The sequence below is a fragment of the Paracoccus spongiarum genome (assembly GCF_030732095.1).
Classification (GTDB): domain Bacteria; phylum Pseudomonadota; class Alphaproteobacteria; order Rhodobacterales; family Rhodobacteraceae; genus Paracoccus; species Paracoccus spongiarum.
Window position 1 is genome coordinate 120641 of sequence record NZ_JAVAMQ010000008.1, and the last position, 12368, is coordinate 133008.

The following is a 12368-nucleotide window of genomic DNA, read 5'->3' on the forward strand; positions in this document are numbered from 1 at the left end:
GAGGCCGACAGGGCGTCACGCCGCTGCGTGGTAGTAGTCATGGGTGGCGCGTATGCCCTCGGCGAAGGGCGTGATCGCGTCGCCCAGCAGCACCGCCACGTCGCGGGGGCTGGCGATGACGTCGCGCGGCTCGGTGCGGATCAGGTCCTCGGCCGCGATCTGGGTATAGCGCAGCGGCCGGCCGGTCGCGGCCTCGATGGCGTGCACCACGTCCCACAGCGTCGTCGACACCCCCGAACCCAGCATGTTCACGCGGTTGACGGGCTGGCCCAGCCGGGCGCGGTTGGCCTGCGTGGCGATGCCGCGGCCGACATCGCGCGAAAAGACGAAGTCGCGGCTTTGCTGGCCGTCGCCGTTGATGGTCACCGCACTGCCCTCGATCGCGGCGCGCGTGAAGGCGTGGATGGCACTTTTCTTGCGGTCGGAATGGACGCCGAACACATTCGTCAGCCGCACCACCGAGAACCGACCGCCGCGCAGTTCGACCAGCTTTTCCAGCACCATTTCCTCGGCGGCCTTGGAGGCGCCATAGAAGTTCTTGGGGCAGTAGGGCGCGTCCACCGTCACCTCGAACGTGCCGTCGAACAGCGCGCCGGCGGTCGATATCAGGATGAAGTGGTCGCCCTTGCGCACCGCCTCCATCACGAATTTCGCCGGCTCCGAGATATTGGCCGCGATGAAGTCCAGCGGCCGGTCCTTTGATTCGGCCACCCGCGTCTCGCCGGCCAGAAAGACGAAGCTGCGCGGCCCCGGCGCCGCGGCATCGATGGCCGCCAGCGCGGCGGCGTCCTGATAGGGGCCGACATGGCGGGCGACCGCAAGCGCCTCGTGGCCCGGACAGGCATTCGACAGGTCGTCCACCACGAAGGGCGTCATCCCGGCGAATGCAGGATCGGCCGCCAGCGCGTCGAGGATGTTGCGGCCCACGAAGCCAAGGCCGCCGATCAGGACAAGGGAATGGGTCATCTGCGCTTCCTCGGAGGGATTTGGGCACCTGCCGTGTAGTCAATGGGGGGGACGGGGACAACGCCCAAAATGGGCTTATGACTGGCCGCGCCGCATCATCCGGCCATTGACGAGGTGGATGCCGCATTCCGTCTTGTCGCTGTCGGCCCATCGGCCCGCGCGGGCATCCTCGTCGGCGCGCACGGCCCGTGTGCAGGGCGCGCAGCCGACCGATGGGTAGCCCTGCGCCCGCAGCGGATGGTCGGGCAGGCCGTGCCGGGCAAAGTAGTCCGCCACGTCGCGGGCGGTCCAGTCGGCCAGCGGGTTCAGCTTGATCCAGCGGTCCTGGACCTCGAACAGCGCCAGATCGCTGCGGCTGGCGGCCTGGGCGCGCTTGCGCCCGGTGATCCAGCAGTCAAGAGGCCGCAGCGCCATCAGCATCGGCAGGGTCTTGCGCACATGGCAGCACAGATCGGCATTGCGCGCATGCAGGGTGCCGTCGGGATCGTCGGCCCGCAGCCCCTCGGCGCGGGGCGTCACCGTCTGGATGTTGGCAAGGCCCAGCGCCCCGATCAGCCGGTCGCGGTAGGCCAGCGTCTCGGGAAAATGTTTCCATGTGTCAAGGAAGATCACCGGGACATAGGGATCGATGCGCGACACCATGTGCAGAAGCACGGCCGCCTCGGTCCCGAAGGACGACACGAGGCCGATCCGGCCGGGAAACTCGTCCTGGATCGCCGCCCGCAGCACCCCCTCGGCGGTCAGCCCGGCGTGGCGGGCGGCAAGATCGGCCGCCCGCGCCTGCCGCTCGATCCGCGCGCTGGTCTCGTAGACGATCATGCGCCGTCCCGGTGGCGCGCGGCCGCTCTCATGCCCGGCCCTCCCCGGGCATGAACGCCGTCAGGCAGGTCAGCGCCACAGCGAGACACAGGGGATCTTGGTGCGGTCGCAGCGGTCGGCGAATTTCTCGGCGACCTCGCGAACCTCGTCCATGAGCCCGCCCTCAAGCTTGATCGGCGCCAGACCCAGCCCGAGGAACCGGTCGTTCGATACGTGCAGGTCGTTTTCCGCCGCCTCGTTGCGGGGGTTGTCGAGATAGGCGATCTCGGCGCCCATCAACCCGTTGATCATCTGGGCCAGATCGCGGACGCGGTGGGTCTCGGTCATCTGGTTGAGGATGTTCACGCGCTCACCCTTCTGCGGCGGGTTCAGCAGCGCCAGCTCGATGCAGCGGCAGGTGTCCTGGATGTGGATGAAGGCGCGGGTCTGGCCGCCGGTGCCATGCACGGTCAGCGGATAGCCGATGGCGGCCTGCATCAGGAAGCGGTTCAGCACCGTGCCATAGTCGCCGTCATAGTCGAAGCGGTTGACCAGCCGCTCGTCCATGCGGGTCTCGTCGGTCTGGGTGCCCCAGACGATGCCTTGGTGCAGATCGGTGATCTTGACCTGGTCGTTCTTGTTGTAGAACGCGAACAGCAACTGATCCTGGCTTTTCGTCATGTGATAGATCGAGCCAGGGTTGGTCGGATAGAGGATTTCCTGCTCGGTCTCGCCCTCGGGGGTGGCGACCTTCACCTTCAGATAGCCCTCGGGGATCTTCATGCCCGCGGTGCCGTAGCCATAGACGCCCATCGTGCCGAGATGCACCAGATGGATGTCCAGCCCGGATTCGACGATCGCGGCCAGTACGTCGTTGGTGGCGTTGATGTTGTTGTTGACGGTATAGCGCTTGTGGGTCGAGGACTTCATCGAATATGGCGCGGCGCGCTGTTCGGCGAAATGGATCACGGCATCGGGCTTTTCGTCCTGAAACAGCGACAGCAGGCGGTGGTAATGTTCGCCCACGGTAAAGCTGTGGAACTTGATGTCCTTGCCGGTCAGCTCCTTCCAGACCCGCAGGCGTTCGCCGATCGGGCGGATCGGCGTCAGGCTTTCGACTTCCAGCTCGAGGTCGATCGAACGGCGGCTGAGATTGTCGACGATGATCACGTCATGGCCGCGGTTCGAAAGGTACAGCGCGTTCGGCCACCCGCAGAACCCGTCGCCGCCCAGAATGACAATCTTCATGTATGTCCTCATCCGATGGAACTGTCTGGCGCACCTAGTAGTGAAGCGGGGGTGCAATTGAAAGCCTCGACGCAACGGCGCAAGGCATTCCTGCGGCGGCATGGGCATTTCGCAACTCGGCCGGCGGTTGCAGGGGCCCGCAGCCCGGCGAATGCCCGCTGTCCGGGCAATCGGGCCAGCTTGCAATCCGGCGGACAAGCGGGCAAAGCTGCGCCGGGATCGCGCCGGTTTCGGCGCCCGTTCCGACCGGAAGGCGGGCTGCGGGGCGCGGAGCGATCCGACGACGTGCCGGCATGGGCCGGGGCTGCTGCCGGCGCATCGGCCGTCACGCGCGAAAGGAAGGGTCGATGCTGCGCTGGCTGATGCCTGCACGCCGCGCTCCGGGGCTGCAGAACCTCGATCTGGGGGCCCATGCGGATGTGAATTACCGCCTCGCCATCTGCCGGAACGACGAGGCCGAGGGCGAGATTGCCGACGTGACCGAACTGGCTGCCGGGCTGGTCCTGCGTGCCGATCCCGCCCTGGGCATTTCGGGGCGCTACGCCTCGCCGCGCGGCCGGCTGCTCGAGATCGACGCCACCGCCCGCGGGACCGGCGACTGGTTCGCGCTGCACCTGCCGGTCGGGGCCGAAAATCTCGCCGATCAGGGCGTCTTCGGCTTCGCCTGCCGCGGCAGCGCCAGCGAATTCATCCCGGTCCGCGCCTGCCTGCGCTCGGGCGGGCGGCTTGGCGGCTTCAGCGACTGTTTCTTCGACAAGCACATCCTGCTGCACGCCACCGACAGCAGCCATGTGGACGCGATCACGCTGCAGACCCGCGACGAGGTGCCACAGAAGGCGCCCTGGCGCGAGCTGGTGCTGTTCTTCCCGCCCCGCCGCCTCAGGCTGTCGCTGGCCGATCTGCGGGTGTTTCTGGTATGAGCCTCGCGCTGGTCGTGCCCGTGCGCGACGACGCCGACCGGCTGACGACCCTTCTCGATCAGGCCCGCATCCTCGAGACCTTCGACCAGATCGTGGTGGTTGACGACGGATCGGCCGACCTGCTGCACGCCGCCGACCTCGCCGCGGCCGCGGGACTGACGCCCGGCGCGGTGCGGCTGATCCGCCACAGCCGGTCGCGCGGTCCGGGCGCCGCCCGCAACGCCGCCCTGCCCGCGGTGACAACCTCGCATCTTCTGTTCTTCGACAGCGACGATCACCTGACCGGGGACATGGCCCTGCTGTGGCAATCGCTGCGCGATCGCGACTTCGACTTCTGCCAGTTCCGCCATAACGAGACCTCGGCGCCCGGATGGGGACTCACCGCATGGGATGCCGGGCTGTGGCGGGCCTCGGGCGCCTTCGGGGCGCTGACGCAACTGTCGCCGGAAGGCAGGCCCTGGCTTGCCCAGACCGCCTGCTATCCGTGGAACAAGATCTATCGCACCGGCTTCCTGCGCGATCACGCGATCCGCTGCGCCGAAATCCCGGTGCACGAGGACATCGCACTGCACTGGTCGGGCTATCTCGCGGCCCGACGCATCCTGGTCAGCGACCGGATCTGCGCCAACCACATCGTCCGCACCGACGGCACGCGCGAGACCAACCGCCGCGGCCCGGAACGGCTAAAGGTCTTCGGCATGCTTGACGAGATCGCGGCGCGGCTGGCGGCACCCGAGGGCGAGGGGCTGCGCGCACCCTTCGCGTCCTTCGTGACGCATCTGTTCAGCTGGATCCGCTTCAACCTGGCATCCGCACACCATCCCGCGCTGGAGGCCGGCGCCGGGCGCTTTCTCGCCGCCCATGCCGGCTGGCTGGATCTGCCCGGCGGCTACCGGATGACGCCGGTGGTCCGCGCCCGCGCGGCGCGCTGGATGCAGGCCGCCGGGGCGGCGACGGCATGATCCGGGTCTGGCTGGGGGGCCGCCATGCACGGCGCACACCGATCAGCTATCGCTGGCTTGCGCCCCTGTGGGACGGCCGGGTCGCGATCGTCGAGGACCCGGCGCAGGCCGATCTGGCGATCTTTGCCCATTGCCTCGACGCAGCCGAGGCGCCCGAGCCGGTGATCCGCGCCTGGCGCGACCGGGGCCTGCCGCTTGTCTGGCTGTCCGAAGAGCCGTTCTGGGATACCATCTGGGGCGGTGCGCCGATGGCCAGCCATATCGTCGTGGACAGCCCCCTGGGCGCCCTGCCGCTGCGGCAGGTCAACCACCAGACAAGCGCTGTCTTTCGCTTCGACAGGCTGCCCTATTACATCCTGACCAATCCGCGCTTCCTCGACGCCTACCGCCGCATGTTCGCCCGGAATGCCGCCCGCAGCCTGCCCGACTGGCGGGCCGATTTCGCCGCCCGCCCCGTCGAGGCGGCCTTCATGTTCGAAAGGCGCCCCGAACCCCGTCACGATGTCGAATGGGCCGAGGGCGATCTTTACGGCCTCTGCGCCCGCCGCACCCGCATCGTCGAGCGGTGGCGGGGCGCCAGCGTCGAACGGCATGGCGCAAGCTGGGGCAACGGGCCGACGCGGTTCGACCTGCAAGACTGGCACGCGGACAAGATCGCGACCCTCGACGGACGCGCGCGCATCCTTGGGGCCTGGGAAAACACACATCAGCCCGACTACATCACCGAGAAGATGTTCGATGCCTTCGCCTGCGGGGCGCTGCCGCTGTATCACGCATCGCCCGAACACCGCGTCCACGACCTTGGCCTGCCGGCCGAAAGCTGGCTGAACACATGGGACCTGGACGAGGGCGCGATCGCCGAGGCTGCCCGCGCCCGACTGGCCGACCCGGCCTTCCTGCCGGCCTATCGCGCCGCGCAAGCAAGGCTGCGCGACCTGTTGACCACCGGGGCCGAGCAGGCCGAGCGCGAACGCCTCGGCCGCGCGGTGGTCGTTGCGCTGGACGGTCTGTGCGACGGCCTGGAAACGGCATGGCACCGAGCCCCTGTGCCCCCGCCCCGCCCCGGTCGGGCACGTCCGGCTCTTGCGACGTTGCTGCGCGCCTTCCGGTCGCTCCGCTGAGGCCGGCGCGGGCCGATCTTCGCCGGCGGCCTCACGGCCCGCTGGCGCGATGCGGGCAGGTTCACTAGAGTGGCGCGATGCGCCGGGTCTGCGGCGGTCGATTCGCCCCTGGACAGGCTCATGCGTCCCAGAACTGCCCTTGCCCGGCCAGATGCCGCAAGCCGCCGGCCCGACAGGGCAGGTGCGGCGCGATGAGAGCGAAGCCCGTGCGCCTTCGCGGATCCTCTTCACATCGGCCGGCGGGGATGCGTCTGGCCGGTCTCGTCGCAGTGCTTGCGCTGATCCTGATGACCGGCTGGCTGCAGCTGCGCCCGACCGCCATCGGCGGCGGGATGGTCGCATCCTACGGCCAGATCACCGACTCGCTTCTGGTGCCGGCGCAGGCGATCGTCGAACGGCCCTCGGCCGGCCCGGGCAGCCCCGATCCCCTGCCCTGCCCGGCCGGCTGCACCATCGCGAGCCTTCCCGCCATCCCCAAGGGGCCGCGCGTTGCGGCGCACCCGCCACAAAGCCGCCTCGCCCTGCCGCGGCGGCACCCGACCGCATCCCCGCGGGCGCCACCACCCATGATCTGACACCGGTCGCGCGGGCCTCGCCCTGAGGGCGGCCCGTTCCCATCCCGTCATCCATGGACCCCATCATGACAGACGAACCCGAGGCGCGGGACCAGGCCCCGCTGCCCGAGGCCGGTGCAGGCCGCGTGCTGCTGCACTGGATCTTCATCACCCTGCTGATGACCGCCCTGATCGGCGGCGCGGCACTGCTGTTCTAGCACGGCCGCCGCCCCGCCGCCCGTTGCGCGAGGCGGCGGGGCACGGCCGGCATGTCTCACGCCGCGCGCCCGCGCAGGGGCCCGGCACCACAGCCCTTCAGGAACCGGACCATGTTCGAACTGCTTTCGCTGCCCCATCTTCATGCCTATCTGACGCTGGCCATCCTCGCCGTCATGTTCGTGCTGTTCCTAGCCGAGATCTACCCTGTCGAGGTCACGGCGATGCTGGGCGCGGCCAGCGTGGTCCTGCTGGGCATCGTGCCGGCCAAGGGCGTGCTGGAGATCTTTGCCAACCCGGCACCCTGGACCATCGCGGCCATGTTCATCGTGTCGGCCGGCCTTGTTCGGACCGGCATGATCGCCAGCTTTGCCTGGTTCGTGTCGCGCCGCGCGGCCGAACACCGGGTGCTGGTGATCTGCGGGGTCGGCGGCGTCGTGGCCATCGCCTCGGCCTTCACGAACAACACGCCGCTGGTTGCGGTGATGATCCCGGTCACGGTGCAACTGGCCCATGCGATGGGCCTGTCGCCCTCGAAACTGCTGATCCCGCTCTCCTACCAGACAGTGCTGGGCGGCATGATGACGATGATCGGCACCTCGACGAACATTCTCGTTGACGGGGTCGCGCGGGCGCAGGGGCTGGAACCCTTCGGCCTGTTCGAGATCGCACCGCTTGGCCTGGCCGTGTGCCTCGTCGGCTTTGCGACCATGTGGGCGCTGGTGCCCCGCCTGCTGCCGGATCGCGAGACGGTCTCGGACCTGGTGGGCGCACGCAGCCGCCCGAAATACTTCACCGAGGTGGTGCTGCCCGAGGGCTCGCCCCTGGCCGGCAGCCGGGTCGGAGAGGTGGCGCTGTTCCGCCGCGAGGGGATGCGGATCGTCGATGTGCTGCGCGGCGATCTCAGCCTGCGGCGCGACCTGCCCGAGGTCACGCTGACCGAGGGCGACCGCGTCGTGCTGCGCACCGAGATGCAGGAGCTTCTGGGTCTGAAGGACAGCGGCAGCGTCAACATGGTCGACCGCATCGGATCGACCCCGACCACCACGGTCGAGGCGCTGATCCTGCCGCAATGCCGCATGGTCGGGCGGTCTCTGGGACAGTTGCGTCTGCGGCGGCGTTACGGCGTCTATGCGCTGGCGGTCCATCGGCGCAGCCAGAACCTTGGCCGGCAACTGGACGCCGTGGTGGTGCAGGTCGGCGACACGCTGCTGCTGGAGGGGGCGCCCGACGACATCCGCCGCCTGGCCGCCGACATGAACCTTGCCGATCTCAGCGAGCCGACCGACCGCCCCTTCCGCCGCGACCGCGCGCCGCTGGTGCTGGGCGTGGTGGCGGCCATCGTCGTGCTGTCCGCTTTCGACATCGCGCCGATCCAGATCCTGGCGATGCTGGCCGTCACCCTGCTGCTGGCCACGCGGACCATCGAACCCGCAGAGGCCTATGGCGCGGTCAGCGCGCCGCTGATCGTGCTGATCCTGTCGATGCTGGTGGTCGGCGAGGCGATGGGCCAGTCGGGCGCGGCACAGCTGATCGTCGACGCGCTGGCACCCTGGCTGGCCGGCCTGCCGCCGCTGGCCGTGCTGTTCGTGCTGTATTTCCTGACGCAGATCCTGACCGAGCTGCTGTCGAACAACGCCGTCGCGGTGATCGTCACGCCGGTCGCGATCACGCTGGCCCACAGCCTGGGCCTGGACCCGCGGCCGCTGGTGGTCGCGGTGATGTTCGCGGCGACCCTGGCCTTCGCGACGCCCATCGGCTACCAGACGAACACCATGGTCTATGCGCCCGGCGGCTATCGCTTTGGCGATTTCACCCGCATCGGGCTGCCGCTGAACATCGTCACCGGGGTCACCGCCTGCCTGCTGATCCCGCTGATCTGGCCGCTCTGACCCGCGCCGCCGAAGGGCGCTGGCCAGATGCCGATTCGCGTCTAAACTCGACAAGCGGCGCGCTTGCGCCGCAGCGGCGGGACGACAGGCAGCGAGGCGATGCAGGATCAGTTCTTCAGGCTGGCCGTGGCGCTTGCAATCGGCCTTCTGGTCGGGCTGGAACGAGGCTGGCGCGAGCGTGAGGGCGCCGCCGGCAGCCGCACCGCCGGGCTTCGGACCTTCGGCATCTTCGGCCTGCTGGGCGGCGTCTTCGCCGTGCTGGCCGCCGAAATGTCGGCGCCGGTGATCCTCGTCGCCGGGTTCCTTGGCATGGCGGGCCTTTACGGCCTGTTCCAGTTCCACGAAGCCCGGCAGGATCGCGACGCCAGCGTCACCGGCGTGATGGCCGGGCTTGGCGTCTTCGGGCTGGGCGCGCTGGCGGTGGGCGGCGACTACCGGGTCGCGGCGGCCGGCGGGGCGGCGCTTGCCGCGGTCCTGGCCAGCCGCGAGGCGTTGCACGCCGCGCTGCGCCGGCTCAGCTGGATCGAGCTGCGCTCGGCCCTTGTGCTGGCGGTGATGACGACGATCATCCTGCCGATCCTGCCGGACCGCAGCATCGACCCCTGGGGCGGGCTCAATCCTCGCGAAATCTGGTTCTTTACCGTGCTGATCGCCACGATCTCGTTCGCGGGATACATCGCCGTGCGGGTGCTGGGCGCAGCGCGGGGGCTGCTGGTCAGCGCGCTGGCCGGGGCGCTGGCCTCGTCCACGGCGGTGACCGTGGCGCTGGCCCGGATGGCCAATGATACCGCCGCAGCCCGGCCCCTGATCGGCGCGGCAGCGCTGGCGGCGGCGGTGTCGGTGCTGCGGGTGCTGGCGGTCGTGGCGCTGCTGCGGCCGGACCTTCTGCCTGGGCTGGCCCCACCCGCGCTGGTGGCCGCGGGCCTTCTGGTCGGGGCCGGGCTGTGGCTGCTGCTGCGCAAGGCGTCGTCGGTGGCGACCGGGGCGGGCGAGCCCGGCGCGATGCTGCGAAACCCGTTCGACCTGCGGGCGCTGCTGGTCTTTGCCGCGCTGTTCGCGTTGGTCTCGACGGTCAGCGCCGCGGTCGTGGGACGGTTCGGCGGCGGCAGCCTGGCGCTGACCTCGGCCCTGTCGGGGATGTTCGATGTCGATGTCGCGGTCCTCAGCGTCCTGCGCATCGAGCGTCCGGCGCTGGACCTGCCGGCCATGACCACCGCGATCCTCGCGGCGCTGGCGGCCAATGCGCTGGGCCGGATGTCGCTTGCGGCGATGGCCGGTCCGCCGCGCTTCTGGGCACCGCTGGCGGCGGTGACCCTGGCTGCTGCAGGCGCTGCCGTCGCCGCCTGGCTGCTGATGCCAGGGGGCCTGCCGGCGCCCTAGCACTGCGGTCCCGGCATCCGCCGGATGGAGTCGAGGCGCATCGGACGCGATCGTGGCCGTCGCGCTGCCGGGCCTGATCGGCGAAGCTGGACGAGCGGTCGATGCCGACAAGCGGGCAAGGCGTGCCCCGGGCGGCCCGCGTGATTGCAGGACTGCGGTTGCGAAGCTGCCCCGCGGCGACGCCTTCGATGCCCCGGACAAGGATCGCGCCATCGAAGCGCGGCACCAGAGATCGGCGCAGGGACGGAAATGCCCGCCCCCCGCTACTGCCGCTTCAGAAGGAACAGCCCGCCCTCGATATCGCTGACAAGGATCGTCCCCGAGGGCAGGAACGGGTAATTTCCCCAGGCGCCGTTGAACCGGGCGTCATCGGCGGGGTCCTCGACATAGGTGTCGAACAGCGCCAGTTCCCCGGGGTTCTTCTCGGCGATGTTCGCGGGATCGGAAATGTCCAGCACCGTCAGCCCGCGCCGGTAATTCGAGATGTAGTAATCAGTGCCCAGGGTGAAGCCGTTATGGTCGATTGCGCGTGTCGGCCCGGTCCAGGTCGACGCCAATCTCGGCGCCTCGAGGTCCGAGATGTCGAGAACCCGCACCGTGGTGTTCAGGTTGCCGTCCGATTCGTCCAGTTCATCCTGGATCAGCACATGGGTCTTGTCCTCGGTCCACCAGCCGGAATGGATATACTGCTTGTCGGCATAGGTGATGCTGCTCAGCTTTCGCGCCGCGCCCTTGTCGGTCACGTCCCAGATGTCGACGGCGTCCTCGGAATAGTCGATCAGCACCTCGCAGGGCTGTCCGCTGCAGACCGAGGCGCGCGCATCGTCGATCAGCAGCGTCGTCGCGTCATGCGAATAGGTGGCGTCGGCGGGCGGCGACTGGACCATAGCCGGGTTAACCGGATCGGTCAGGTCCAGCACGAAGAAAGCCCCGATCGTGGTCGCGCTGCCGAAATCCGACCCGAGGATGTAGAGATAGGGCGTCATGCCGGGCAGCGCGACGCCGGTCACGTAGTCGACATTCGAGACATAGACGTTGTGCGCCACATCCACGAGGTCCAGCGTCGCCGCGAGGCTGATGCGCTGCGGCAGTTCGGTCAGGTCGATGACCGCGATGCCGTGCCGCTGCGCGCCGCGATCATCCGCGGTGACATAGGCATAGGCCTTCCAGCGTCCTGCCGCCTCGTCGAAGCGCTGATAGACCTTTGCATCGCGCCAGATGGTCGGCAGGCCGGGGATCGAGCCGATCTCGACAGGGGCTTGGGGGTCGGTGACATCGACGACCGCCGCCCCGTTCTCGAGGCCGATGATCGCGTATTCGCGGTTGTCGTTCTGATCCACGAAGCCCCAGATGTCGTTCGCCTCGCCCGGTTGCGTCGAAAACACCGCAAGGGGCATCTGCGCCAGCCGGTCGATGCCCTTGCAGGGATGGCCGTCGGCAAGCCCGTCGGTGCAGGTGGCAGGCCCCTTCAGCGCGGCCGCGCGCGTCACGGGGGCGATGTCGCGATGCTTGCGATCCTGTTGCAGCCGGATGCCGCCTTCGGCCAGCGCGGTCCGGGCGGCGTAGGACGGCCCGCTGACAACCGTGGCCAGTTCGGCGACATCGGGCGCGGCCGCCCGCGCGCCGAAGGCGCTGGCGCGGGCAAAGCCGCCCTCGATGGTGATCTGCCGCGCGGTTGCATCGGCCAGCACCTGCGGATCCAGCTCGAAATAGCCTTCGGCGACGCGGATCTCCTGGCCCTCGACGGCTTGCGAGACGGCATAGGCGATGGTCGCGCAGGGCGCGTTCGGGTTGCCGCAGTCGCCGCTGTCGGTGCCGCCCTCGGAAACATGGCCGACCGGCCCGGCGGGCGCCTCGGCCTGTGCCAGCAACAGCCTTTCGCGGCCATCGTCATCGCCCAGCAGCAGCAGGCCGTTCTCGGCCAGCCTTGCGCGATAGCTGGCGTCGGGGCCGGTCAGATAGGTGACGCGCGTGCCTCCGGCGCGGGTCTCGAAGCGGCTGGCGGGGTCGAAGCCGCCGCGCACCCGGATCACGCTGCCCAGCAGGTCCAGCGCCTGCTCGCGCCGCAGCGTCGGATAGCTGAAGCTGCCGGCGGCGACGCGGATCTCGTCGCCCTTCTCGGCCACGGCCAGCGCATAGGCGATGCTGCCGCAGGGGTTGAGAGGATCGACGCATTTGCCGGTGTCGACGCCGGTTTCCGACACGTAGAGGCTGGGAAAGCCGTCGCCATGCGCAAGCGCCGCGCCGGCTGCCAGACAGGCGGTCAGGATGGCGGCGCAGGTCGTCAGGGGCTTGCAGCTCATCTCGTCAT

General features: G+C 69.3%; 11 protein-coding genes. 7 read left to right on the forward strand and 4 right to left on the reverse strand.

What is annotated here, in order from left to right; translation table 11 throughout:
* Nucleotides 1–15: 15 nt before the first annotated feature.
* The 3 genes from Q5Y72_RS10625 to Q5Y72_RS10635 form a co-directional block, all read right to left on the reverse strand.
* Nucleotides 16–966, reverse strand: a complete 951-nt coding sequence (locus Q5Y72_RS10625; protein ID WP_305963397.1) for an NAD-dependent epimerase/dehydratase family protein — start codon at nt 964–966, stop codon at nt 16–18.
* Between the two features lie 75 nt (nt 967–1041).
* A complete protein-coding gene (locus tag Q5Y72_RS10630) occupies nt 1042–1785 on the reverse strand; it encodes a phosphoadenylyl-sulfate reductase (protein WP_305963398.1) in 744 nt (247 codons plus the stop codon).
* Nucleotides 1786–1854: 69 nt separating this feature from the next.
* On the reverse strand, nt 1855–3012 hold the full coding sequence (locus Q5Y72_RS10635; RefSeq protein ID WP_305963399.1) for an NAD-dependent epimerase/dehydratase family protein: 1158 nt from the start codon (nt 3010–3012) through the stop codon (nt 1855–1857).
* Between the two features lie 347 nt (nt 3013–3359).
* Here Q5Y72_RS10635 and Q5Y72_RS10640 point away from each other — a divergent pair, with 347 nt between their 5' ends.
* The 7 genes from Q5Y72_RS10640 to Q5Y72_RS10670 all read left to right on the forward strand — a co-directional run bounded on the left by Q5Y72_RS10640 (nt 3360) and on the right by Q5Y72_RS10670 (nt 10057).
* Nucleotides 3360–3932: a hypothetical protein gene (locus Q5Y72_RS10640; RefSeq protein WP_305963400.1), complete on the forward strand. Its 573-nt coding sequence runs from the start codon at nt 3360–3362 to the stop codon at nt 3930–3932.
* Nucleotides 3929–4894 carry a glycosyltransferase gene (locus Q5Y72_RS10645; protein WP_305963401.1) on the forward strand — a complete coding sequence of 322 codons (966 nt, stop codon included), beginning with the start codon at nt 3929–3931 and terminating at the stop codon, nt 4892–4894. The genes Q5Y72_RS10640 and Q5Y72_RS10645 overlap by 4 nt, the downstream gene beginning before the upstream one ends.
* Nucleotides 4891–6015 carry a hypothetical protein gene (locus Q5Y72_RS10650; RefSeq protein WP_305963402.1) on the forward strand — a complete coding sequence of 375 codons (1125 nt, stop codon included), beginning with the start codon at nt 4891–4893 and terminating at the stop codon, nt 6013–6015. The genes Q5Y72_RS10645 and Q5Y72_RS10650 overlap by 4 nt, the downstream gene beginning before the upstream one ends.
* A gap of 287 nt (nt 6016–6302) precedes the next feature.
* The gene (locus Q5Y72_RS10655) at nt 6303–6590 is read left to right on the forward strand and encodes a hypothetical protein (protein ID WP_305963403.1); all 288 of its coding nucleotides are present in this window, start codon (nt 6303–6305) and stop codon (nt 6588–6590) included.
* A gap of 65 nt (nt 6591–6655) precedes the next feature.
* Nucleotides 6656–6787, forward strand: a complete 132-nt coding sequence (locus Q5Y72_RS10660) for a hypothetical protein (RefSeq protein WP_305963404.1) — start codon at nt 6656–6658, stop codon at nt 6785–6787.
* Nucleotides 6788–6898: 111 nt separating this feature from the next.
* Nucleotides 6899–8677, forward strand: coding sequence for an SLC13 family permease (locus Q5Y72_RS10665; protein ID WP_305963405.1), 1779 nt, complete (start codon nt 6899–6901; stop codon nt 8675–8677).
* 99 nt (nt 8678–8776) lie between these two features.
* Nucleotides 8777–10057, forward strand: a complete 1281-nt coding sequence (locus Q5Y72_RS10670; RefSeq protein WP_305963406.1) for an MgtC/SapB family protein — start codon at nt 8777–8779, stop codon at nt 10055–10057.
* 263 nt (nt 10058–10320) lie between these two features.
* Here Q5Y72_RS10670 and Q5Y72_RS10675 read toward each other — a convergent pair whose 3' ends face one another.
* Nucleotides 10321–12360, reverse strand: a complete 2040-nt coding sequence (locus Q5Y72_RS10675; protein WP_305963407.1) for a choice-of-anchor B family protein — start codon at nt 12358–12360, stop codon at nt 10321–10323.
* Nucleotides 12361–12368 lie beyond the last annotated feature (8 nt).